Origin of the sequence: Mesorhizobium sp. (assembly GCF_004962245.1) — a bacterium.
Lineage (GTDB): Bacteria > Pseudomonadota > Alphaproteobacteria > Rhizobiales > Rhizobiaceae > Mesorhizobium.
Genome location: NZ_SUHQ01000019.1, coordinates 1 through 23,678, shown reverse-complemented (window position 1 = coordinate 23,678; position 23,678 = coordinate 1). Strand labels below are relative to the sequence as shown.

The 23,678-nt window shown below is 61.3% G+C and carries 24 protein-coding genes and 1 pseudogene; 12 read left to right on the top strand and 13 right to left on the bottom strand.

Translation table 11 applies throughout. From position 1 onward, the window contains the following. Positions 1-184 precede the first annotated feature (184 nt). Positions 185-1,153: a tripartite tricarboxylate transporter substrate-binding protein gene (locus E5X88_RS20340; protein WP_292164432.1), complete on the top strand. Its 969-nt coding sequence runs from the start codon at positions 185-187 to the stop codon at positions 1,151-1,153. Between the two features lie 25 nt (positions 1,154-1,178). On the opposite strand, the gene E5X88_RS20335 is transcribed toward E5X88_RS20340, so the two are convergent. Then, positions 1,179-1,301: a hypothetical protein gene (locus E5X88_RS20335; protein ID WP_292164431.1), complete on the bottom strand. Its 123-nt coding sequence runs from the start codon at positions 1,299-1,301 to the stop codon at positions 1,179-1,181. On the opposite strand from E5X88_RS20335, the gene E5X88_RS20330 reads away from it, so the two are divergent. From E5X88_RS20330 to E5X88_RS33665, 3 genes and pseudogenes are all read left to right on the top strand, one after another. Continuing rightward, the gene (locus tag E5X88_RS20330; protein ID WP_292164429.1) at positions 1,300-1,773 is read left to right on the top strand and encodes a tripartite tricarboxylate transporter TctB family protein; all 474 of its coding nucleotides are present in this window, start codon (positions 1,300-1,302) and stop codon (positions 1,771-1,773) included. The genes E5X88_RS20335 and E5X88_RS20330 overlap by 2 nt on opposite strands. A gap of 25 nt (positions 1,774-1,798) precedes the next feature. Beyond that, complete coding sequence (locus E5X88_RS20325; RefSeq protein WP_292164427.1) at positions 1,799-3,313, top strand: tripartite tricarboxylate transporter permease; 1,515 nt, start codon at positions 1,799-1,801, stop codon at positions 3,311-3,313. Between the two features lie 344 nt (positions 3,314-3,657). Continuing rightward, a pseudogene (locus tag E5X88_RS33665) lies at positions 3,658-3,952 on the top strand (DNA-binding protein). A 372-nt stretch (positions 3,953-4,324) separates the two neighbouring features. Here E5X88_RS33665 and E5X88_RS33660 read toward each other — a convergent pair. The 8 genes from E5X88_RS33660 to E5X88_RS20285 all read right to left on the bottom strand — a co-directional run bounded on the left by E5X88_RS33660 (position 4,325) and on the right by E5X88_RS20285 (position 11,239). Then, positions 4,325-4,492, bottom strand: coding sequence for a type IV toxin-antitoxin system AbiEi family antitoxin domain-containing protein (locus tag E5X88_RS33660; protein ID WP_366929955.1), 168 nt, complete (start codon positions 4,490-4,492; stop codon positions 4,325-4,327). A gap of 469 nt (positions 4,493-4,961) precedes the next feature. After that, complete coding sequence (locus tag E5X88_RS20315; protein WP_292164425.1) at positions 4,962-6,020, bottom strand: 3-carboxy-cis,cis-muconate cycloisomerase; 1,059 nt, start codon at positions 6,018-6,020, stop codon at positions 4,962-4,964. Continuing rightward, positions 6,017-6,631, bottom strand: a complete 615-nt coding sequence (pcaG, locus tag E5X88_RS20310; RefSeq protein ID WP_292164423.1) for a protocatechuate 3,4-dioxygenase subunit alpha — start codon at positions 6,629-6,631, stop codon at positions 6,017-6,019. The genes E5X88_RS20315 and pcaG overlap by 4 nt, the downstream gene beginning before the upstream one ends. Beyond that, entirely contained in the window at positions 6,631-7,389 is a 759-nt protein-coding gene (gene pcaH, locus E5X88_RS20305) for a protocatechuate 3,4-dioxygenase subunit beta (protein WP_292164421.1), read from the bottom strand. Before pcaH ends, pcaG begins: the two co-directional genes overlap by 1 nt. Beyond that, entirely contained in the window at positions 7,386-7,784 is a 399-nt protein-coding gene (gene pcaC / locus E5X88_RS20300; RefSeq protein ID WP_292164419.1) for a 4-carboxymuconolactone decarboxylase, read from the bottom strand. The genes pcaH and pcaC overlap by 4 nt, the downstream gene beginning before the upstream one ends. Beyond that, a complete protein-coding gene (gene pcaD / locus E5X88_RS20295; RefSeq protein ID WP_292164418.1) occupies positions 7,781-8,584 on the bottom strand; it encodes a 3-oxoadipate enol-lactonase in 804 nt (267 codons plus the stop codon). Before pcaD ends, pcaC begins: the two co-directional genes overlap by 4 nt. Then, on the bottom strand, positions 8,581-10,479 hold the full coding sequence (locus E5X88_RS20290) for a sugar phosphate isomerase/epimerase and 4-hydroxyphenylpyruvate domain-containing protein (RefSeq protein ID WP_292164417.1): 1,899 nt from the start codon (positions 10,477-10,479) through the stop codon (positions 8,581-8,583). Before E5X88_RS20290 ends, pcaD begins: the two co-directional genes overlap by 4 nt. Before the next feature lie 43 nt (positions 10,480-10,522). Beyond that, a complete protein-coding gene (locus E5X88_RS20285; RefSeq protein ID WP_292164414.1) occupies positions 10,523-11,239 on the bottom strand; it encodes a TetR/AcrR family transcriptional regulator in 717 nt (238 codons plus the stop codon). 143 nt (positions 11,240-11,382) lie between these two features. Between E5X88_RS20285 and E5X88_RS20280 the strand changes: the two genes are divergently transcribed. The 7 genes from E5X88_RS20280 (at position 11,383) to E5X88_RS20250 (ending at position 18,523) form a co-directional block, all read left to right on the top strand. Then, positions 11,383-12,288, top strand: a complete 906-nt coding sequence (locus tag E5X88_RS20280; RefSeq protein WP_292164412.1) for a shikimate dehydrogenase — start codon at positions 11,383-11,385, stop codon at positions 12,286-12,288. 115 nt (positions 12,289-12,403) lie between these two features. Next, on the top strand, positions 12,404-13,363 hold the full coding sequence (dctP, locus tag E5X88_RS20275; protein ID WP_292164633.1) for a TRAP transporter substrate-binding protein DctP: 960 nt from the start codon (positions 12,404-12,406) through the stop codon (positions 13,361-13,363). A gap of 93 nt (positions 13,364-13,456) precedes the next feature. After that, positions 13,457-13,963, top strand: a complete 507-nt coding sequence (locus E5X88_RS20270) for a TRAP transporter small permease subunit (protein WP_292164409.1) — start codon at positions 13,457-13,459, stop codon at positions 13,961-13,963. Continuing rightward, the gene (locus E5X88_RS20265) at positions 13,960-15,261 is read left to right on the top strand and encodes a TRAP transporter large permease (protein WP_292164406.1); all 1,302 of its coding nucleotides are present in this window, start codon (positions 13,960-13,962) and stop codon (positions 15,259-15,261) included. The genes E5X88_RS20270 and E5X88_RS20265 overlap by 4 nt, the downstream gene beginning before the upstream one ends. A 4-nt stretch (positions 15,262-15,265) precedes the next feature. Beyond that, positions 15,266-15,706 carry a type II 3-dehydroquinate dehydratase gene (locus E5X88_RS20260; RefSeq protein WP_292164403.1) on the top strand — a complete coding sequence of 147 codons (441 nt, stop codon included), beginning with the start codon at positions 15,266-15,268 and terminating at the stop codon, positions 15,704-15,706. A 5-nt stretch (positions 15,707-15,711) separates the two neighbouring features. After that, on the top strand, positions 15,712-16,551 hold the full coding sequence (locus tag E5X88_RS20255; protein ID WP_292164401.1) for a 3-keto-5-aminohexanoate cleavage protein: 840 nt from the start codon (positions 15,712-15,714) through the stop codon (positions 16,549-16,551). A gap of 619 nt (positions 16,552-17,170) precedes the next feature. Beyond that, a complete protein-coding gene (locus E5X88_RS20250; protein WP_292164398.1) occupies positions 17,171-18,523 on the top strand; it encodes a site-specific integrase in 1,353 nt (450 codons plus the stop codon). Between the two features lie 101 nt (positions 18,524-18,624). On the opposite strand, the gene E5X88_RS20245 is transcribed toward E5X88_RS20250, so the two are convergent. The 4 genes from E5X88_RS20245 to E5X88_RS20230 all read right to left on the bottom strand — a co-directional run bounded on the left by E5X88_RS20245 (position 18,625) and on the right by E5X88_RS20230 (position 22,381). Continuing rightward, positions 18,625-20,079 carry an aldehyde dehydrogenase family protein gene (locus E5X88_RS20245; protein ID WP_292164396.1) on the bottom strand — a complete coding sequence of 485 codons (1,455 nt, stop codon included), beginning with the start codon at positions 20,077-20,079 and terminating at the stop codon, positions 18,625-18,627. Positions 20,080-20,181: 102 nt separating this feature from the next. Continuing rightward, complete coding sequence (locus E5X88_RS20240; RefSeq protein ID WP_292164393.1) at positions 20,182-20,304, bottom strand: hypothetical protein; 123 nt, start codon at positions 20,302-20,304, stop codon at positions 20,182-20,184. Between the two features lie 20 nt (positions 20,305-20,324). Next, a complete protein-coding gene (locus E5X88_RS20235) occupies positions 20,325-21,494 on the bottom strand; it encodes an alanine racemase (RefSeq protein ID WP_292164390.1) in 1,170 nt (389 codons plus the stop codon). Between the two features lie 20 nt (positions 21,495-21,514). After that, the gene (locus E5X88_RS20230) at positions 21,515-22,381 is read right to left on the bottom strand and encodes a GNAT family N-acetyltransferase (protein ID WP_292164387.1); all 867 of its coding nucleotides are present in this window, start codon (positions 22,379-22,381) and stop codon (positions 21,515-21,517) included. Positions 22,382-22,678: 297 nt separating this feature from the next. Here E5X88_RS20230 and E5X88_RS20225 point away from each other — a divergent pair, with 297 nt between their 5' ends. Beyond that, a complete protein-coding gene (locus E5X88_RS20225) occupies positions 22,679-23,617 on the top strand; it encodes an ornithine cyclodeaminase family protein (RefSeq protein WP_292164384.1) in 939 nt (312 codons plus the stop codon). Positions 23,618-23,678: the final 61 nt, after the last annotated feature.

Genomic DNA, 23,678 nt, shown 5'->3' with positions numbered 1-23,678 from the left:
TGGCGCGTGACAGGATGGTGACAGGAACGCGCGCTAGGTTGACCTTGCCGGCCTGGTGGAGAGCGAGGGGCCGGCGGGAGGAAATCGAAGGTGCCGCTGCTTGACGTCTTGTCCAAGGACAGGGCGCGCGGGGCCGTGCGCGAAAATTCCTCGCCACCGCTCACGATTCTATGGGAGGAAATCCATGAAGCATCTATTTGGCGCCACGCTTTTCGGAGCGGTGACGCTGGCGCTCACCGCGTCCGCGAATGCCCAGCCGTCGAAGCCTGAATGCCTCGCAGGCGCGAAGCCAGGCGGCGGCTTCGACCTGACTTGCCGGCTCGCTGCCAACGCGTTGCTGGAAACCAAGCTGATTTCCCAGCCCATGGCCGTGACCTACATGGAGGGCGGCGTCGGTGCGGTCGCCTACAACCATGTCATCGGCAAGCGCGGCAGCGACGGCAATCTCATCACTGCGGCCTCGAGCGGCTCTGCGCTGCTGCTCGCGCAGGGCAAGTTCGGCCAGTACGACGAAACGGCGGTGCGCTGGGTCGGCGCGCTTGGCGCCGATTTCGGCGTCCTCGTCGTTGCGGCGGATTCGCCCTATAAGACGCTCGGCGAACTGGTCGAGGCCTACAAGGCCGATCCGTCGGGATTCGCGATCGCCGGCGGCGGCGCCGTCGGATCGCAGGACTGGATGAAGGCATCCCTGCTCGCCAAGTCGGCGGACCAGGAGCCCAAGTCCATGCGCTACGTTGCGCTGGAAGGGGGCGGCGCGGTCCTGACGGCCCTCGAAGGCGGCCATGTGAAGGTCGGTTCGGGCGACGCGGCCGAGATGGTCAAGCACCACGTCGCCGGCAAGGTCCGCATCCTGGCGGTGATGTCGCCCGAGCGCCTGTCCGGCGAACTCGCGGATGTTCCGACCGCGCGCGAGCAGGGCTTCGAGATCGATTGGCCGGTCTGGCGCGGCTATTATGTCGGCAAGGACGTTTCCGACGCCGACTACCAGTGGTGGGTCCAGGCATTCGAGAAGCTGGCGACCACGCCGGAGTTCGCCAAGGAGCGCGAGGCGCGCGGCCTCTTCGAGTTCACGCTGGTCGGCGATGCATTCGATCAGCGCGTGAAAGAGGACGTCGCCCGCTTCAAGGTTCTGGCCAAGGAAGCCGGAATGTAAGTCGACGCCCGACGGGCGCGCCTCTTCAGATATGACGGACCAGGTTCGCCATCGGCCGCGCGCCGATGGCGAGGACCGGCATGGAGGCCGTCCGGGCGCAGGCAGCCGGCAACGGGTTGCGCTTCAGCGAAATGAGGGAGAACTCCATGTCTGACGAATCGCATGCCTCGCCGGGAGCCTCACGGATGATCGGCCGCGGCGCGGCGCTCTGCCTGCTCGCGCTGGCAATCACGTATGGCATCGGCGGAAGCGTCATCGAATACGCATTCTCGTCCGATCCGTTAGGGCCGCGGGCTTTTCCGGTCGCGTTGGCGACCGTTCTGGGTCTGCTGGCCGTCTGGTATTTCCTTTCTCCTGGACAGGCGGAGGGTTTCCCGTCCGGCGCACTTCTCGTCCGGGTGCTGTCCGTGCCCGTCCTGCTGGTCGTCTCCGTCGCCCTGTTCGAACCGGCTGGCTTCGCGGTGTCGATCTTCATCCTCACCTTGGGCACCGCGCTCACCTTTGCCGCGCCGCCATCGAAGGCACTTGCCGGAGCGGCCGGCCACGCTGCTCTGTGGTGGTTCGTCTTCTCCTATCTCCTGGAAGTCCACCTGCCGGTCGGCGCCCTGTTCGGCGGCTGAGGAACGAACCGGAAAGGTCAAATCCATGAACCTCGAATATCTCTGGCAGGGTTTCTCGGTAACCTTGACCGCGCAGAATTTGCTGATCGGCTTCGTCGGCTGCTTCATCGGAACACTCGTCGGCGCGCTGCCGGCGATCGGCCCAATCAACGGCATAGCGCTGCTCTTGCCCATCGCTTACACGATGGGCCTTCCGGCCGAGAGCACCATGATCCTGCTCGCGGCGGTCTATTGCGGCGCAGAGTATGGCGGCCGCATCTCGTCGATCCTGCTCAATGTGCCGGGCGACGCGGGCGCCGTCATGACGGCGATGGACGGCTATCCCCTGGCGCGGCAGGGGCGCGCGGGCGAAGCGCTGGCGCTGTCGGGCCTGGCTTCCTTCGTGGGCGGCATGCTCGGCGCCATCGGCCTCGCGCTGTTCGCGCCGTTGCTCGCAGGTCTGGCGATCGGCTTCGGTCCCGCGGAATATTTCGTGCTGATGATCTTTGCGTTCGCGACGCTGGGCTCGATGGTCGGCAGTCAGCCCGTCAAGACGTTGATCGGCTGCACGCTCGGCCTGATGCTCGCCACGGTCGGACTGGACGCGACCTCGGGAGCCTACCGCTTCACCTTCAACGAGCCCGAGCTTGGCGACGGCATAGAGTTTGTCGTACTCGTGATCGGCCTGTTCTCCGTGTCGGAGGCAATGCTCATTCTCGAACACGAGGGCAGGGGCGTCACAGTCATTCGCGAGCTTGGTCGCATGACTGCCCGCTGGACGGACATTGTGAAAAGCACCGGGGCATCGCTCCGCGGTTCCCTGATCGGTTTCGTGGTCGGCGTGTTGCCGGGCACCGGCGCCTCGGTTTCGAGCGCCGTCTCCTACACGACCGAGAAACGAATTTCCGACACCGAGGGTACCTTCGGAAAGGGCGACGTTCGCGGCCTTGCGGCCCCCGAAGCGGCCAACAACGCGACGGCGTGCGGCGCGTTCGTTCCGATGCTGACCCTCGGTGTGCCGGGTTCCGGAACGACCGCCGTCATGCTGGGTGCGCTGATGCTATACAACATCCAGCCGGGACCGATGCTGATGGTCGAACGGCCCGAGATCGTCGGTGGGCTCGTCGCCTCGCTTTTCGTCGGCAATTTCATCTTGCTGGCGCTCAACCTACCGCTGGTGCAGATCTTCGCCCGCGTTCTCACCGTACCGAACTGGCTGCTGGTGCCTGGCATCCTAGTACTGTCGATCGTCGGCGTCTATTCGACCCATGCATCGGTGTTCTCCATCTTTCTGATGCTGGGCATCGGCATGGTCGGCTGGCTGATGCGTAAGGCGGGCTTCGACATGGCGCCGATCATCCTCGGCTTCGTGCTCGGCCGCGTGATGGAGGTGAACCTGCGCAATGCCTTGGCGATCAGCGGCGGCGATCCGTCCATCCTGTTCGGCAGCACGATCTGCGTCGTGCTGTGGATCCTGGCCGCGGCCGTTGCGGTCCTGCCCTTCTATCTGTCGCGCCGGTCAAGGCGGCGCCAGCAGATCGCGGCGTCGACCGCGAGCTGACGAGGGTTCCTGGAGATCAGCTGATTTGACTTGTACCCCGCCGACGGCAATCCAGATCTACCGGTCCCGGCCCTGACGGTATGTCCATTCGTCCAGGCTCACATTGAACCGACTTGGATCTCAATGGCCGCATCGCCGATTCCTCGCTAAAGCATGACCATCGCGCAATCGAATCGCTGCAGACGTTGTCATTCTCCGGGGACTGGCCAAAATCGGATTACGCCGCCTCTTGATCAGCGGCGCGATAGATGCCGCAGCCGCGCCCGACATGTTGCGCCGAAGACCGCTCCGCCAATGCCTCTATGTGCCCGTCATTCCCGACGGGCAGACATGAGGAGAGACCCATGAGCCATCTGCCTATCATCCCGCCACGCTTCCTCGTCACCAAAGAGGCTGCACGTTTCCTGGCGCTTTCGGCCCGGACGCTCGAGAAACATCGAACTTATGGAACCGGCCCGATCTACCGCAAGCTCGGCGGCCGGGTCGTCTATGCGCTATCCGATCTGCAGTTGTGGGCCGACAAAGGTCTACGGTACTCGACCTTGGGAACCCGGTCCTGACATCGTCTATCCCGCCAAGTGGGGCGCAATGCTGGAAAAGCCCTTCAAGCAACTGAAAGATCTGTCCGGAAGGGCATGATCTGGTTGGCCCGCGGGGTTTGGAGTCAAGCCTCCGCCCGCGGGCCTTGGCCGAAACAGCCCTTGCCTCGATTGGTCAGCGATCGTCGCATGCGAAGGAGACCGACCATGAACACGACATCTCTCAAACTGAGATCGCGCAATACGAAGCAGCCGGATTGAAGATCGACCGCGACACGATCCGATCACTAGCGAAGAGGGCTGGCGAAAGCAGGACCTGACGCCGATCGAATCAGACCGAGGGGCAACGGCGCTCTCGAGGGCAAAGGCGGTATTGCCGAGCCCTGCTGCGATCGCCACTCGTCGGAGCCGGTCTCGATCTGACACACGATCGCGCATCTCTGCGCGACATTGGCCTCTAAATCGAGGCTGATCAGGCAGCCTTGCGATCCGCGGCGCGATAGAGCCCATAGCCGATCTTCACCAGCAGGCCTTCCTCACACATCCAGGCGAGGTAGTGTCTTGGGATGCCTATGGCGGTGAAATCGTAGGTCCTGACCGTGGTCCGTTCGCAGGCAAAAGCGTATGCTTTTTCGCGCAGCGAGGGCTTCGGGCCACCGGCCAGCCGAATGCGCTCTTCACGGTCTCGGTCACGTTTCCGTCGCGTTGGAAGCTGTTGCGTAGTTTCGAGGGGAATCGGCAGCTCGTAGTTCGCCGTTTCATTCAGACCGGGAGCCAGCGCCCTTTCTACGCCATGGCGCGAAATTGCGCACTGACGTGCGATTTTTCCCTACGCATCGATCCGATTCATTCTGGTGGAATGGCTCGCAAACAGCAGCGATGCCGATCGAAGTCAGTGGTAAGCTATCGTAGCGCCCTCCCTCCAACGACCGAGTCCGGCGCTACCTTCCAGTTCGAGAAGCGGAAGAATTGATCGAAAACAGCCCTTCTCAGGTCAGGACGCGAATGGCAGCTTCGCGCCGCTTATCAGACGTTGCGAAATTCTCGAATTTACCCGCAAGCAGACATCCCGCGGCACTGCCGACTACGCGACGTTGCAACCGGACGCATCAGGATCCCAGATCGTGTCCAATCGTCTGGATGCGTTTTATTAAACGCGCTGCGACTGCAGTTGAACCGCCCACAGCAATCAACATCTGCGGAAGTATCAGCCATTCAAGCGTCCACGCCACCCCGGATCGTTCCTGCTCATGGACGAGCGCGTGATGCATCCCTGAGAGCTGCGTCGCGGTGAATCGGGCAAGCGTGACGAGTGCCTCAGCGTCGACGGGGTTTTGCTTGTGCGTCATGGCGGACGAGGTGCCGCCACCTGCAAGCGCGATCGCGCCGCCAGTTTGCATCATCAATGCAACGTCCTGGCCGAACTTGCCGAGGCTACCAGTCACCAGCGATTGCCAATTCGCCAATTCAGCTATGCGGTCGCGCTGGCTTTGCCATTGCGGCACATCGATAAGATTCAACCGCGCAGCCAGAGCGGCACGCAACGCAGTTCCTTTGTCGCCGAATGCCTCCAGCGTTCCGACCGCACCTCCAAACTGGATGACACCGATCGATCGGCGTAAGGGCTGCAAGCGTTCGATACAGCGTTGGAGCGGCGCGCGCCAGCATTCGATCCGATCGGCGACGCGAATCGGCATCGCGGGTTGCATACGGGTGTGCGCCAACAGTAGACGCTCACCGAAGCGTCGAGACAGATCTGCGAAAGCCCCGGCGAGCACTGCGAGCCGCCTATCGAGGAGATCGAGGCACGGAAGAACGCGCAGCACCAGCGCGGTGTCGATTACGTCTTGGCTGGTTGCACCGAAATGCACGTAATTCGACGGCCCTTCGACAGCCTGTCTGATCTGCCGGATGAGGTCTGGCACGACGACGCCGTCGCGCGCTGTACCATTCTTCAGCGCGTTCATGTCCGGTTTGAATGTCGCGATTGTGCCGGCGATGCTCTTTGCAGTCTCTCCTGGGATCAGGCCGAGTTCCGCCTGAGCTTCGACAAGAGCCGTCTCGAAGCGCAGCATGGCAGTCATTTCTGCTTCGATGCCGAGCAACGCCGCCATCTCTTCGTCGCCGACGAGTCCGGAAAGAAAGGGATGTTCGAAAGCCGAGATCATATGTCGAAGAAGACGGTTTCGTCGTCACCCTGAAGACGTATGTCGAAGGCGTAAGTATCGCCCTCACGTGATGCAATGAGCGTACCAATCCGATTCCGGTGCTCGATGCGGGCAAGCACGGGATCTTGCGCGTTAGCCTTCTCTTCGTCGCCGAAATAGATCCGTGTATGAAGACCGATGTTGATGCCACGCGCGACAATCCACGCGGTGATGTGCGGCGCCATCGGACGACCGTCGATGAACGGCACACGGCCCGGCTTCACCGTCTCGAAAAGGCATTCCCCCGATGTCATGTCGGTCGCCTGGCGACCCCAGCCGGAGAAATTCGGATCGGCAGACCCGCGCAGTTCCGATGGCGAATTGTAGAGGCCTGCCGCGTCCGCTTGCCAAATCTCGACCAGCGCGTCTTTAAGTGGAGTATCGGCTCCGTCGATCACGCGTATCTTGATCCTGATGCGTTCACCTTTGGTCTTTTCGTTGACCATCGTCGCGCCGAGATCATGCGCGTAGACGCCCCCGATGCCGCAGAAATTTGGCATTAGCCCGATATGGACATAAGGACCTGCGGTCTGTGACGCGCTTTCCTTCAGGCGCTCGAGGGTCTGCGCCATCAATTGCCCTCCAAGCGGTTCTCGAAAAGCGTCGAGCGACGGCCGCGGAGCACGATGTCAAACTTGTAGGCACGCGCATCCATGGGGATGGTCGCTTGCATGTCGAGCGCTGCGGTCAACCCTTCGATCGCGTGGTGGTCGGGAATCGTGCGCACAATCGGGCATTTCCAGATCATCGGGTCGCCTTCGAAGTACATTTGGGTGATCAGCCGCTGCGCGAATCCATGACCGAAGATGGAGAAATGGATGTGGGCGGGACGCCAGTCATTCGGGCCGTTCGGCCAAGGGTATGGGCCGGGCTGAACGGTGCGAAACGAATAGGAGCCGTCCTCGGTGGCAATGATACGTCCGCCCCCCCCGAAATTCGGGTCGAGCGGCGCGAGATAACCTTCGTTCTTGTGGCGGTAGCGCCCGCCGGCATTGGCCTGCCAAACTTCTATCAGCGCGCCAGAAACGCCGATGCCGCGCTCGTCGAGCACACGTCCGTGGACGATGATGCGTGGGCCGATCGCCGCTTCGCCCGGTGCGGCGAAATTGTAGATCAGGTCGTTGTCCAATTCGCCGATAATGTCATGGCCGAAGACGGGTCCTGTCAACTCAGAGAGCGTATTGTTGAGCGCTACGAGCGGCCGCCGTGGCGAGCGCAGGATCGACGTCTTGTAACCAGGCGTGAAGGCCGGCGGATGCCACTCTCGATCGCGTTGGAAGAATGCGCCTGTTTCCGGCCTGGAATTGGGGGCGAGTTTTTGACCGGTCATGTGCTGCCGGCCCCAGCATCCATCTCGGCGAATGTCCTTTTCGCAATCTTGAAGGCGCGGTTGGCGGCTGGCACCCCAGCGTAGATCGCAACATGCATAAGAGCCTCGCGGACATCGTCCCGCGTTGCGCCGGTGTTGGTGGTCGCTCGTATGTGCATGGCCACTTCTTCGTCGTGACCGAGGGCTGCCAACAGCGCGATCGTCACCATTGAGCGCTCGCGCTTCGAGATCTTTGAGCGCGACCACAGATGGCTCCAGGCGGCTTCTGTGATCAACTCCTGGAACGGATCGTCGAATTCAGACTTGGCTGCTTCAGCGCGATTGACATGCGCGTCGCCAAGTACAGCGCGGCGGGTCGCCATACCCTCCTCGTAGCGTTTGCTGCGATTTCTCATCGGGTGCGCCTCCGCATGTCTTCCCCTATGAACTGGCGGATCAGGTCGGCGAGCTTTTCGGGTTGTTCAACGCAAGGGATGTGGCCGGCCTCGGCAATCACCTCGAACCGAGCGCCGGGAATTGACCGGGCGAATGCTTCCACAAATTCAGGAGGCGTCGAGCCGTCCTGGTCGCCTACTATGCAGAGCGTGGGCACGTCGATCGACGCCGTGTCGGCCCGGAAATCTGCGTCGCGGATGGCGGCGCATGCCGCGGCGTAGCCCGCGCTAGACTGACGGACGAGCATAGTCCGATAGCCGGCAAGCTCCTCGGAGCGGTTCTTGTGAAAATCTGGCGTGAACCATTTTTCCATGACGCCGTCGGCGAAGCTTTCGATGCCTTTCGAAGATGCGGCCGTGATACGGCCGTTCCAAATATCGCTTGTGCCGATCTTCGCCGCCGTGTCGCAGAGGATCAGTCCATCGATCAGTTCCGGCCGTGTGCCGTAAAGGCACTGCGCGATCACGCCACCGATCGACAAGCCGCAGACGATTATGCTTTCGATGCGCAGATGGTCTAGCAGGCCGGCGAGATCGGCCGCGTGCGTTTCGATCGCATGCGGCGCATCACCGAGTTCACTAAGGCCGTGACCGCGCTGGTCGTAGAGGACAATGCCGTAGTCCTCGGCAAGCAGCTGCTCGACAGCGCTCCATATGCGCAAGTCAGTGCCGAGTGAATTCACGAAGATGATCGTCGGCCTTCCACTGACCGGACGGTCGCGGTAATGAAGCGTTGTCCCGTTTATGCGGGCGAACGTCATGCGGATCCTACCCTGGGCATACCCTTCGGCCGCATCATGCGCTTTTGCGCGGCGATGCGGAACGGCGCATTCGGAGCGCCATAACCCGCATAGCCCCCGCGCCGCTCCACGATCTCGAATATGAATCCCTCGCCAAAAGTCGGGGCGTAGAGCTGGAAAAACTCACCCTTGTCGTCGCGGTCGTAAAGGATGTTTGATACGCGCAAGCGGTCGGCAAGATCGGGGTCGAGACCGAAACGCGCTTCCACGTCGTCATAATAGTTCATCGAGATCTGCAGCGGCTCGAAACCATTTGCCGCAAGTTTCTTCGCCACCGCGAAGATGTCGTCGGTTGCCATCGCCAAGTGCTGGACGCCTGAGCCGAAGGTCTCAGCGATGAAGTGGCCGGCGAGCGTGCGGCGGCTCTCGGCGCCGTTGAGGGTCAGGCGGAGTCGCTTGTCGAGGCCTTCGATCACCTGGCTTCTGACGAGGCCAGCTGGATCGACAATGTCGACCATCGGCGTCTTCGTCGTTCTGAAGAGGGAAACGTAGAACAGCAGCCAGCTCGGCATTTCCTCGTGGAACATGGTCTGGCCAACATGGTCGATGCGGGTGAGCCCGACGCCACTGTCGGGAGTTGTAGCAATGACCTTGAACTCTATGTCCCAGACCTTGGCCAGATCGGTTTTTCCGTCGAGAAAATAGACTAGCCCACCGCCGACGCCGCGGATCGCCGGGATCGACAGTTCATCCGGCCCAACCCGCTGGTGGAAGATCTCGGCACCCAACGCCTCAGCGCGGACGACAGTTGCTGCTGCATCCTCAACCTTCAGCCCGATTGCATAAGCCGACGTACCGTGCACGACGAACGAGGAATGCGCGAAGCCCTGCCGCTCTGTGTTGACTACAATGTTGATCTCGCCTTGCCGGTACAGAGTGACGTCCTTGGAGACGTGTCGCCCGGCTTCGGCAAAACCCAGCGTCGCTAGCAGCGTGCCGAGCGACTTGGCACCTTCGGGGTTTGCAGCGAATTCAATGAACTCGATACCTTCGACGCCGATGCGGTCGGGCATGGAGGGAACCGACGCGTCCAGCGCCGGCTCCTCGCGCCGGACCTGGTCCATTAGCCAGACGAGAGAGCGCTTGCCATCGACGGAGATGGCTTTGGCCGAACCACCGCGGAACTGGTCGTTGAATATCTCAAGCGAGATGTAGTCGTCATAGCCTGTGGCTGCGACCGCCTGCATGAACTCGCGAACGGGTAGGTCGCCTTCGCCTGGCATGTTGCGGAAATGCCGGCTCCAGTAGAGCAGGTCCATGTCGATGAGTGGGGCGTCCGCAAGCTGAACGATGAAAATCTTGTCCGATGGGATCGAGCGGATCGAGGACAGATCGATCTTGCGGGCGAGCGTGTGGAAGGAATCGAGTACCAGTCCGATGTTTGGGTGCGCCGCTCGCCGCACAATCTCCCACGCATCGCGGTGATCGTTGACATGGCGCCCCCAAGCCAGAGCTTCGTAGCCGACACGCAAATCTTGCTTGGCTGCGCGCTCGCCCAGCTCGTGGAAATCAGCGGCGGCGCGGTCGATACCGCCTAGGGACACTGGCGATACCGACGAGCAGACGAGCATCAGGTCGGTGCCCAGTTCCTGCATGACATCGAACTTGCGCTCGGCGCGGTCGAAGGCGCGGCTTCGCTGCGGCTCCGGCAAGCCCTCGAAGTCGCGGAATGGCTGGAAGAGTGTGATGGTTAGGCCGGCATCTCTCGCCATCTGCCCAACATCGCGTGGCGAGCCATCGAAGGCGAGGAAGTCATTCTCGAAAATCTCGACACCGTCGAACCCGGCCGCCGATATGGCCGCTAGCTTCTCGGCGAGATCGCCGGCGATCGAGACCGTCGCGATCGAGGTTCTCACGATTCCTCCGCGCTATGAACGAACCAGTTCGTACAAAACTAGGTCAAGCTAATTCGACTGGCAAGCTTTCGCGCTCATTTCGCTTTTTGAGATCTCCACTGGCTACAAAGCGCAGCACCATCTCGACCGAGTTCCGCTTTAGCCGCTCAAGCTGTTTCGGGGTCCCGAAGTCTCGACCGAAAATTTTGGAAAAGGTAGCGCGATTTGAGACGTTGAAGAAACACAGCGCGCTTACCTGCCAATGCAACTCCACGGGGTCGAGCCCCTTCCGGAACACACCATCTTCGACCCCTCGAGAATAGATGCGGCTGATCTGGTCGATCGCTGTAATGTTAAGGTCTCGTATCACCTTCGACTGGTCAAGATATGCGCCGTGGTGAATGTTTTCGATCATTACCATCCGGATGAATTCCTCGTGTCGGTGGTGATGATCAAATGTAAATTCCACGAGTTTCGTCAGAGCCGCGATAGGGGAAAGACCGTCCACGTTCAGCTTGGCTTCTCCTTCCCGCACCTCGCGGTAGGCGTTCTCAAGCGCGTGCAGGTAGAGACCTTCCTTGTCGCCAAAATAGTAATAGATCATCCGCTTGCTGTACCTGGTGCGAGCGGCAATTTCGTCGATTCGCGCTCCGGACAATCCGTTTAGCGCGAACTCCTGTGAGGCAACCTCGATGATGTTGCGGCGCGTCCCTTCTGGGTCCTGGACGCGTGTCGTCTCCAGCACCTGCTTGCCTTTCGGTCCAGTCTTCTTCGCGTTCATATGGTTTCCCGCCAGCGCCTATGGCAATTGACTAAACTAACTAGTTCGTACATTGTCCACAGATCGGGACCGCTTCATTTACTTGCCCGTGCTGCGGGAACACAAGGCCCCAGCCGATTGCGGAACAGGAGGAAACTGCGCGTATGGGCGGCAGCCTTGTCGATACCTTTGCCCGCCTCGCAGCCGAGCATGCAAGTGCTACCGGCGATAGCCGCAACCTTGTTGTGGTAGGACTCGCGGGCCGCGGCATCCAGTCGTCGCGCAGCCCCGTCATGCACGAGCGCGAAGCGCGACGGCTCGGCATGCGTTATTCCTATCTGCTTCTCGATTTCGACGAGCTCGATCTGGCCGATGATGCAATAGGCGAGGTCGTTGCGGCGGCACGGGCGGCCGGTTTCCAGGGGCTCAACGTTACGCACCCGTTTAAGCAAGCGGTCATTCCGCTGCTCGACGAGCTTTCATCGGAGGCACGCGCCATCGGCGCTGTGAACACGATTGTATTCGGCAGCGATTCCACCGGCCACAACACGGATAGCTGGGGCTTCGCGGAAAGTTTTCGCGATACGATGACAGGCGCGTCGACCGAGACGGTCACGATGTTCGGAGCTGGCGGGGCAGGCGCGGCTGTGGCGCATGCGCTGATGGAACTGGGTGCCGCACGCGTCATCGTTGTCGACAGCGACGCGGCAAAGGCCATTAGTCTCGCTGCGAGGATGCACGCTGCGTTTCCCGGACGTGTTGAGGCGTCATCCGATCCACTAAGCGCGGTCTCCGCCGCAAACGGCATCGTGAACACGACGCCCGTCGGCATGGAGAAATATCCTGGCACACCCTTTGACGCAACGCTGCTTACGCCGGAGAAATGGGTAGCCGATATCGTCTATTTCCCGGCCGAGACTGAGCTGCTTCGCAAGGCTTCGGCGACAGGCTGCCGGACATTACCCGGTATCGGCATGGCGATCTATCAGGCGGTGCGCGCCTTCGAGCTGTTCACTGGCAGGAAAGCGGATCGCCGAGCGATGGCCGACCATTTCGAAGCAGCCGCATGAACATGAGAATTACAAGGAGCCCCGGATAGGCCACGCCCACTTTCAGCGCGACGACCAACATGACGACCCAAGGGAGGAAATCGACATGAAAACTGAAATGAACCGCCGCCTTTTCATGGCCACCGCTGCCGGAGCACTTGTGGCCGGCACGGCCCTGCCCGCCTTTGCGCAGGACAAGCCGAAGCTACGATTTTCGGCTGTTTTCTCGGAGCAGGACATCCGCGCCGAGATGATGAAAATGTTCGCCGATGCCACCAAGGACGATTTCGTCTTCGAGGGCTATTACGGCGGTAACCTGTTCAAGCAGGGTACCGAACTCGTCGCGATCCAGCGTGGCAACCTCGAGATGGGCAACATCGCCCCGCAGGACATTTCCAAGCAGATTCCTGCCTGGTCGATCGTGACAGCGGGCTACCTGTTCCGCGACGCTGCGCATTTGAAGACATTCTTTGCCAGCGAGTCGGGCGCAGAACTGAAGAAGATGGCCGAGGACCAACTCGGTGTTGTGATCCTTGGGCCTACCTACTTCGGCGTGCGCCAAGTCGGGTTGAAGCCGGACAAGGAGATCAAGGTTCCGGCCGACCTCGCCGGCGTCAAGCTCAGAATGCCCGGCGGCGACGCATGGCAGTTCTTAGGCACTGCACTCGGCGCCAACCCGACTCCGATGGCCTATGCAGAGGTCTATACAGGCCTCCAGACCGGCGCTATCGACGGCCAGGACAACCCGCTTCCCAATGTCGAAAACATGAAGTTCTACGAGGTGATGAGCCAGATCGTTCTGACCTCTCATCTCGTCGGTTTTGACCTTCTCAGCATCTCCAAGAAGACTTGGGACGAGATGGGCGCCGACAAGCAGGCGAAGGTCCAGGCCGCCGCAGACGCGGCGATCAGCTTCTCGACTGAAAAGCACCTTGCCCGCGAGAAGGAACTGGTCGAGACCTTCAAGGGCAAGGGTCTCAAGCTCTACGAGCCCGACGTCGCGGCGTTCCGCAAGCACGTCCAGGAACAGTACCTCGCCTCCGATCTTGCCAAGGACTGGCCGGCCGGAATGGTCGACAAGATCAACGCGATGTAGCCTGATCCAGCGGGGCGGACCTCGCGCCGCCCCGCTTTCCCTTCACTTGGCGCGTTCGGCGCCGACTACCGGACCATGTTCATGAACCCCGGAATGAACCGACTAGGCGGCTGGCTCTATCGCCGTGCGGAGAATGTGCTTGCCGCCATGCTGGCGGTGATGTTCTTCGCCTTCCTGTTCCAGATATTCGCGCGTTATGTAATGAATTGGCCGACCGGCTGGACGAACGAGCTCTCCGCAATTCTCTGGATATGGATGGTGCTCTGGGGCGCTGCCTTCGTGCTCACTGAGCAGGAGGAAATGCGATTCGACCTAATCTACGCCTCGGTCCGCCCCCGAGCGCGTAGCGTGATGTTCCTGATTTCCGCAGCGTCGCTGATCTTCCTCTACGCGGTCTCCTTTCCAGCGGTGTTCGACTACGTCTCCTTCATGAAGGTCGAGAGCACCGCCTACCTGAAACTTCGCTTCGACTGGGTGTTCTCTATCTACGTCGTTTTCGTCATCGCCATCATCATCCGTTACCTCTGGCTCTCGTGGCAGGTCTTACTCGGATCGGCGCCCGAAGAGTTCGACCCGACCAAGGCAGGGTCAGGCGTATGACGATCGCTTCTCCCTTTTCCCTCTCGATCGTCGCAATCACGGCGCTGGCGCTGCTGGGGTTGCCAGTAGGCCATGCGATGATCGCCGGCTCGATCCTCTATCTGCTGCTCGCCGGGCTCGACATGGGAACTGCTGCGGAGCAGTTCCTGAACGGCATGTATTCCAACTACATCATCCTGGCGGTGCCGCTTTTCATCCTCGCAGCCGAGTTGATGAATATCGGCTCGATGACCGACCGGCTAATGACCTTCTGCAACGCCATCGTCGGCCGCTTCCGCGGCGGGTTGGCGCAAGTCAACGTACTACAGTCGATCATCTTCGCCGGCATGTCGGGTTCGGCCATCGCCGACGCTGCAGGGTCCGGCAAGATCATGCAGAACATGATGACGGCTGACGGCAAATATCCTGCGAGCTATGCGGCAGCACTAACCGCTGCCACCTCGGTGATCGGACCAATCATCCCGCCATCCATCCCAATGATCATCTACGCGCTCGTTTCTGACGCATCGATAGGCTACCTGTTCCTCGGTGGCGTCGTGCCAGGGCTCTTGATGGCGCTGTTCCAGATGATTCTGGTTGGCATTCAGGCGCGAACCCGCAATTTCCCCGTCGAACCGCCAACGCCGCTGCGTGAGATTCCCGGCATCACCTGGCGTGCGCTGCCGGCCCTCTTGATGCCGGTCATCCTGCTCGGCGGCATCTATTCGGGCATAACCACACCGACGGAAGCAGCGGCCGTCGCGGCCGCATATGCGCTGTTCATCTCGGCCGTGCTCTACCGGAGCGTCAGCCTAGCGGAGTTCTACCACTCGATCCTTGCCAGCGCCCGCACCACCGCGTCGATCGGGATGCTGATCGCTGGCGCGCTTGTCTTCAACTATGTGGTAACCGTCGAAAACATCCCGCACGCGCTAAGCGCAATTTTGACGAGCTGGGACCTCTCTCCGACCGGTTTTCTCATCCTTGTGAATGTCATCCTGCTCGTGCTCGGCTGCGTGCTAGAGGGAACGACCATCATCCTCGTAATCCTGCCGGTGTTCATCCCTACCGCCAACGCGTTGGGTATCGACCTCGTGCATTTCGGTGTGATGTGCGTGGTCAACATTATGCTTGGGCTGGTCACGCCGCCTTACGGTCTGTTGCTTTTCATAATGACGCGCATCGCCAACGTGCCGCTCTGGGACATCGTGCGCGACGTACTCCCTTTCCTATATGTGATGATACTGTCTCTGGTCTTCATCACCTTCTTTCCCGACGTCGTGCTGTGGCTGCCACGGCTTATGGGTTATCGAGGGTAACATAATGTCTGGCCCAATCTTCGTCCTGAACGGTCCCAACCTTAACCGATTGGGCACTCGAGAACCCGAGATCTACGGGCGAACAACGCTTTCGGACATCGAAGCGATGTGTCGCGAAGCGGCTGGCGATGTGCCGTTGCAGTTCCACCAATCAAACGCGGAACATCAGCTCGTCGATTGGATACACGACGCTATCGACCAAAATTCCCTCGGTATCCTGATTAACCCCGCTGGGCTCAGCTTCCGATCAATCCCACTCCTAGATGCGCTGAAAATGTTCTCCGGCCCAACTGTTGAACTGCACATTTCAAACATCCATCGACGAGAAGATATCTATCAGCGTTCGCTGGTCTCGAAGACAGCCACTGGCGTTATCGCTGGACTGGGTGCAAGGGGATACCCGCTGGCTATTCAGTGGTTGATCGGTCACCAGAAGGCCGCGTAAGCCTGATGTCCAATCCCTGCATCGTCGCAGTTGCAATCACCGGCTCTCTACCGCGCAAGCAGGACAACCCGGCGGTTCCCATCAGCGTTGCCGAACAGGTTGAGTCGACCCACGAGGCATTTGAGGCCGGAGCTTCCCTGGTTCACATCCACGTTCGCAACGACGACGAGAGCTCTTCGTCTGATCCTGAGCGTTTTGCAGCGGTCCAAAGGGGAATTCAGCGACATTGTCCAGGGATGATAATTCAGTTCTCGACCGGCGGGCGCGGTCGAGATCCTGAGGCGCGCGGCTCTGCCCTCTATCTCAAGCCAGACATGGCGTCACTTTCCACGGGCTCGGTCAATTTCCCTGCAATCATATATGAAAACCACCCCAACTTGGTCGACAGATTGGCATCCCGCATCAAGGAGTGTGGTGTTAGGCCGGAGATCGAGATATTTGATCTGTCTCATCTCCACGGTGCCAAAAGATTGGCCGATCTCGGCCTGATAGACAATCGTCCCCACGTCCAGTTTGTAATGGGCGTCCAGCACGCGCTGCCCGCCGAGGAACGTCTGCTCGATATGCTGCTAAAGGAAGCCAAGGCGATCTTCCCTAAATGCACGTGGACCGCCGCGGGCATTGGTCGAAATCAGAGCCTAGTCATGCGTTGGGCGCTGGCGCGTTGCGCGGACGGTGTACGAACCGGACTGGAGGACAACATCAGGATCTCGAGGCACCAGCTAGCGCGAAGCAATGCAGAGCTGGTTGAACATGCCGCTGCCGCGATTCACGAGCACAATCGATCAATTGCGTCCACTTCCGAAGCCCGAGGGGCGTTAGGCTTGGCGGCCGCCTGTGCCTAGTTTGGTGCTTGCTGGTTGGCACCGACCCGAATATCGAAGTTATTTTGATTACTTGTTTGGGCTTCGTCTGCTTTGGTGCGTTCTAAGCCGATAGCCGCCGGTCCGCTGTCGGCCCCATTGTGGCCGTCCCCAACCGCCTAGAAGGCAACTGTCGCGCACCTGTAAAGCCGGGAGTTGACTGCTGCCTTCGTGGGCAACGCTCAGGTGTCCGGCCACTTGCCGGATGCTCGATGCGCCAGAAAAAGCAGGGCTTTTGCAGTATTTCCAAACAAGAGAGAGCGTCTATTGGCGCCGCGCAGCTTCCCGAAACTCGGGTCCGCCGCTTACGTGGAATTAGCCAGAGGACAAGACGTCGACTTTGCCTCGCTCTAACCATTTGTAATAGAACGTAAAATTGGCGCACCCGACAGGAGTCGAACCTGTGACCTCTGCCTTCGGAGAATGGATAATGGCTTTCGCCGAAACCATCCGTTTCTATCCGATTGCGCGCTATGCCACTGAAATCACAAAACAAATTTGAATTCGATCGGCGCCGACGGTACGACGGAGCGGCTCAAACCCCTCCCCGCCGTGCTTACGCTTTGCTTACGCGGGGATTCTGCCAAGGAAACCTCTCCGCATGCCCAAGCTGACCAAACGAACCATCGATGCCACTGAAATTCGTTCCGCGGACTATGTGATATGGGACGAGGACCTACCGGGTTTCGGGCTGCGCGTCTTCGCATCGGGAAAGCGAAGCTATGTTGTGCAGTATCGCGCCTCCGGCCGCTCACGTCGCTTCACGATTGGTCTGCACGGTATTTGGACTCCCGATGAAGCTCGGCGCGAGGCGAAGGTTTTGCTCGGCCACGTCGCGAGGGGTGGAAACCCAGCCGAGGAGCGTAAGCTCGATCGCGAAGCGATCACCGTCAAGGAACTCTGCAACCGCTACCTCGAGGATCTGAAGAACGGACTTGTGCTCGGCAAGCGAGGGAGGCCTAAGAAGGCGACGACGATCTCCACCGACGTCGGGCGCATCGAGCGGCACATCGTTCCTCTGCTGGGTAATCGACGGGTGCGGGACTTGGCCAAGTCTGACATCACGCAAGCCATGAAGGACATCATGGCGGGGAAGACGCGCGCGAACGTTAAGACCGACAAACTGCGAGGACGCGCCATCGTGCGTGGCGGAGCCGGTACGGCGGCGAGGACCATCGGGCTCTTCGGTGGCATTCTCACTTATGCAGTGGAACTCGGCATCGTCGAGCAGAATCCCGCGCATGGGGTTCGCAAACCGAAGGACCAGGTCAATGCCCGCCGTCTCAGCGAACAGGAGTATCGCACGCTCGGCGAAATTCTGCGGAAGGCGATCGAGGACAGGCAATACGAAACAACTGCAGAAATCACCCGAGTGATCGCTCTGACAGGCTGCCGGCGCAGCGAGGTTATCGGCCTACGATGCGGTGAAGTTGACATCGACGGCAGCTGCCTGCGCCTGAGCGACAGCAAGGAGGGGGCATCAGTACGTCCGATCGGCCTCCCCGTCCTGGAATACCTCGAAGGTCGTCGCGACGAAGAGCAGGATGCGGAAGACTTCGTCTTCCCTGGCTGGGAGGACGGTACCCCCTTCGGGAGTTTCCCCAGACAGTGGACTAAGCTGTTCAAGGATACCGACCTGGCCGGCATCACGCCGCATGTCCTGCGGCACAGCTTCGCCAGTATCGGCAATGATCTTGGATTCACCGAGGCAACAATCGCAGCTCTAGTCGGCCATTCACGAGGGTCGGTGACCAGCCGCTACATCCATACGGTGGATACCGCGCTCATCATGGCAGCCGATAGCATCGCTGGCTACATCCAGGGACTCCTGGACGGCGCCGCGTTTACCCACACAGCTTACGCGCTCGATCGGGATTCCAGGAAGTCGGCGCTTGCTCACTTCCTGGGACAGACCAATCGTGCGGCGGGTGAAGCAAACCGAGTTGTCGCCTGATCCAGGTCATCAGGTTGTTTCACAATCGCGGAGGCGTCACTGAAGGCAGCCTACTGGCGCAGAGAGAGCAACCCGCGCCCCCTGCGTTTGGCAGACCACACCTAGAAATATCCGAGAATGGATTTAATCTCGAGATATTCCAGCATGCCCTCGAGGCCGTACTCGCGTCCGTTCCCGGATTGCTTGAAGCCGCCGAACGGTGCGTGGGGATCCCAGGCCGGGTAGTTGAGATGCACTTGACCGGCGCGGATCCGCGACGCGACGTCCTTGACGAGGTCCATCTCCGCGCCCTGCACATGCGCCCCGAGGCCATAGACGGTGTCGTTGGCGATGGTGACGGCCTCCTCCACGGTCTCGTAGGGGATGATGCAAAGAACCGGGCCGAAGATCTCCTCCTGGGCGATGCGCATGTCCGTGCGCACCTCGGAAAAAATCGTCGGCTTGACGTAGAGCCCGGCATTCAGACCGCCCGGGCGGCCCGTGCCGCCGGTGACGAGCTTCGCGCCTTCCGAGATGCCGACGCCGATCATGGTCTGGATGCGGTCGAACTGGGCACGGTTGGCGATCGCGCCGTGCGTGGTGGTCTCCACGAGGGGGTCGCCGACGACGATCTCGTCCGCGGCGCGCTCGGCGATCGACTCGATCTCGGCAAGCCGGGCGCGCGGGACGATCATGCGCGTCGGCGCACTGCAGGATTGGCCGAGATTGCGGAAGCCAGCAGCTACGCCCACGGAAACGGCACGATCGAGATCGGCGTCGGGCAGGATCACGTTGGGCGACTTGCCGCCGAGTTCCTGCGCGACACGCTTGACCGTCGGCGCGGCCGCCTGCGCCACGGCAACGCCCGCACGCGTAGAGCCGGTAATCGAGATCATGTCGACATCCGCGTGGGACGCGAGACGCGAACCGACACACGAGCCGTCGCCATTGACGAGGTTGAAGACACCGGCCGGGAAGCCGGCCTCCTCGATCGCCTCGGCGAACAGAAGCGCGCTTAGAGGAGAAAGCTCGCTCGGCTTTAGCACGACCGTGCAGCCTGCGGCGAGCGCCGGCGCGACCTTGGCGGTGATCTGGTAGAGCGGCCAGTTCCACGGCGTGATCAGCGCGCAGACGCCGATCGGTTCGCGGGTGACGGCGGTGCGGCCGCGCCGTTCGACGAAAGGGAAGCCTGTCAGGACATCGCGGGCGGCCTTTACATGGGCGATCGCCAGCGGCACCTGCGCGGTGCGCGCATATCCGACGGCTGCGCCCATTTCGAGGGTCAGGCATTGCGCGATGAGTTCGCTGCGCGCTTCCAGCAGCGCCTGCAGGCGATCGAGTAGACCCGCGCGGTATTCCGGCTTGGTCCGGCCCCAGGTGGGGAATGCCTGGCGCGCCGCCGAAACGGCCGCGTCCACGTCCTCGCAGTTTCCGAGCGGAAATTGCGTCGCGACCTCTTCAGTCGCCGGATTCGTCACGGCGCCCTTGGCGGTGCCCCTCGGCTCGCGCCATTCGCCGCCGATGAAGAACCTGTCCAGGCGGTGGTTGCGGGACAGGTGCTCAAGAGGCGCGGTCATGTCACGAGGTCCTTCATGCGGTAATAGGCGCCAAGGATCGGCAGGAACCAGGGACGCCCGAAATCCCCGGGGATCGCCGGCCAGTCGAAATCTTTCCAGGGTTCAGGTCGCGGCGCCCGTCCATGACCTCGCCATGATCGAACCCATCAGCGTCGACATCTGCGTGCCGTGCCCGCTGTAGCCCATCGAGTAGTAGATGCCGTCGTGCTCTCCCGCGCGGGGCAAGCGATCGCGGATCATGTCTTCTACCAGCCACGGATCCGCTCCCACCGCGAGTCGATCTCGCGACTTCCTCCGTTGACGACGCTGTAGAAATCGTGCTGGCCGGCCATCGCGCAGGCGTGGTTTGGCAGGATTCGCACCCGGGCACCGACCCGAAGGTCTGGCATGCTCTTGGCCGAGCCGCTGCGGATCGCCAGGATGCCGTGTTCCTGGCTGGCCTGTGACACGATCACGTCTTCGAGCACGCGACCCGCCTCGTCGCATACCAGGCCGTAACCCTGATCTACCCGCTGGCTCGCGGTGCCGCGATCGCGCGAGAGCGCCATCCACCCCGCGTCGACAAGCACCCAGCCCTTCTCCGGCTTAACGCCGACCACCGTGGCCAGCACTGAAATCGCGATGTCGTCGACGGCACAGACCCCGACTCCGTGCTGGACGAGGTCGAAGAACATGTAGACACCGGCGCGCAGTTCGGTGACGCCATCGAGATTCTCGGCGAAGTGTGCGGTGGGCGTCGAGCCGAGGCTGACGATCGGGCAGGCATGGCCATGATCGCGCAGAACTTCGGCGGCGCGCACGGTGGCCGAACGCTCGTTCTCCGCTGCCTTCACCAGTGCATCGGACGTGCTCAAACCATAGGACTCGCCCGCATGGGCGAGGACGCCGGCGACCTTGGCGCCCGCCGCGACGACCCTGTCGGCCACTTCGACCAGCTTTGGATCGTCCGGCTTCAGTCCACCGCGATGGTCGTCGCAATCCAGTTCGATGAACACGGATGGAGTAACGCCCGTGGCCTTGCGCACATCGGCCAGGGCATCGGCCTGTTCAACGGTATCAAGCAGCAGCTTCAGGTCGACGCCGGTGCGGCGGCAGAGCTCCGAGGCACGCAGAGCCGAGGCCGGCGACAGGCCGGCCGCATAGGTCATGTCGCGATAGCCGTGGCTGGCGAAGTATTCCGCCTCGGCGATGGTCGAGACCGTGATCGGGCCGGGTTCAGTGGGGAAGACCTGTCGGGCGACGTCGATGCTCTTGGCCGTCTTCATGTGCGGGCGCAACACAACGCCAAGCTTCCTGGCGTGGTCGGCGAGACGGTTTATGTTGCGCTCGAGCTTCCCGCGATCCAGCAGCAGCGACGGTGTGACAAGGCCATCGATCTTTTGGACCGGTTCCAGCGATTTCGCGCTCGTTTCCATGTTCTCGATGTTCCTCATCACTAACCGAAGGACTGGTTCGCCAGTGCGTACATGCAGGCCGCACCGTCGGGCATTGGTCGCCGCCCCTTGACCATGGCGGTAGCTCCGCCGACCCTGACAAGGCCCAGGCTTTCCAGCCAGTCGCCCAATCCATGCTCGGCATAGACGTCGATGCGCACAAACTGGCCGTGGAGCCTCGAAAGCTGGTCCAGGATCAGGCGTTGCGCGTCTTCGACGCTCTCGGCTGCAACCGGGCCGACCACATAGCCGCGGCCCCACCTCCGGGCGATGGCGTAGCCCCCAACCTGCCCCCCTCGGTCGATCATCACTATGTCGCCCACATCGGCAAGCGCAGCCACCATCAGCCCCCGAGGCATGCCGGTGGCCCGTTCGTCGAAGGCGCGGAGTGCCGGCAGGTCTGATACCGTCGCCGGCCTGATGTCGGCGCAGGCCTTCGTGGGTACGGGGACGTTCAGTTGGCCCTGGTGCTGAAGCACGGTGCCCCAAACAGTGAAGCCGCGTCGCCTGTAGAGCGTCAGCCCATCTTCGGTCGAATTGAGCAGCACGTTGCGACCTTCCGTCGCCTCAAGCAACGCGTTGAAGAGCCGCGAGCCATTGCCGCCGCCTTGCGCGGAGCGGGTGACGATGATCATCCCGGCCGAGGCATAGGCCTGCCCGTAGTTCCACCACATTGCCGACCCGATCACCTCGCCTGAACGCTCAAGGACAAGGCCCTCGCCCACCCTGGCAGCAAACTCCCAGTCCTCGCTGCGGTAAGGCCAGCCCATTTCCTGCGACAGCTTCAGCGCGCCCGGCACATGGCTGGTCTCGAACGCGGTCAGCTCGGTCGGATCGCCGACGATGTCATTGTTAAGCCTAAAGGCCATGCGCAAGACGCCTGATTTACCCAGAGATCGAACCTCAAGGTGGCGTCCGGCGCACAGATTTCGCTGCTGTTTTGCCCGTTCAGATCAGCGAGATTATTCGTTTTGAGCCATTCCTCAGCATACCAAACTGCGCAAAGCGGGCGAAGTATATCCGGCGCTCGTATCGCCTCGCTTTCATCGTTTGGCGATCCGTGTTGCGCCCGCACGGTTCACAAGGGACGCGATCCAAGCCCCCGCAATCGCACAGTCGCAACACGCCCCAACGATGAACCGCTTGTTGCTCAGGAGGTATTCGGGATGATCTACATCAGCGAAGAGGAGTCAGCCGCCCTGGTCACCCATGAACTGGCTTTCGACGCCGTGCGGAGGGCTCTCATTGCTGCCGCTTCGAAACAGAGCCTGGTCTTTCCCGCGGTTCTCGGGCGTGCACGGGAGGCGACCAATACCTTCTCAATCAAATCCGGTTCGTCGAACGACCTTACCGGCGTGAAAATCGGCTCCTTCTGGTCGCGCAATCCGGCACGTGACCTTCCCCGTCACAACTCCACCATCGTGCTGCTCGACCAGGACACAGGACGACTCAGTGCGGTGATTGAGGCCGGTAAGGTTAACGCCTACAGGACGGCCGCCGCCGACGCGGTTGCGGCCGATCTTCTTGCGCGGAAGCAAGCCAAGCTTCTGGCGATCTTCGGCGCAGGCAATCAGGCGGGTTTCGAGGTGACAGCCCTTGCTCGCATCCGCCCCATCGAGACCGTGTTGGTCGTGGCCAGTCCCTCACCACGCCGCGACGCTTTCGTAGACCGGATCGGGGACCACGGCCTGACTGCACGCGCCGTACCGGCCGAAGAAGCCGTCCGCGCGGCCGACATCGTGGTGACGGCGACACCCTCGCGCGAACCGCTGTTCGATGCGACGTGGGTGAAACCCGGGACTCATATCGTGAGCATGGGTTCGGATGCCCCGGGCAAGCGCGAATTGGCTAGCGAATTGTTGTCGAGGGCAAGCCTGTTCTGCGACCTGACTTCCCAGTCCATTCAAATCGGTGAGTTCCAGCATGTGCGCGAGTCGGTCGAAGCGGGCACACTCATCGTGACGCCAATCGGCGATGTGATCGAAAGCCGTGGGCCGGGACGCCGTTCCGACGAGGAGATCACCGTCTTCGACAGTTCCGGCATATCCCTACAGGATCTCTACATGGCCGAGGCGCTGATCCGCGCTAAAGCGTCCCACCGTTGATCTAGTTGTGGTGCCTCAGCAGGTTGTCCCGATCGAAGCCGAGGCGGCTGATGGGTGGTTT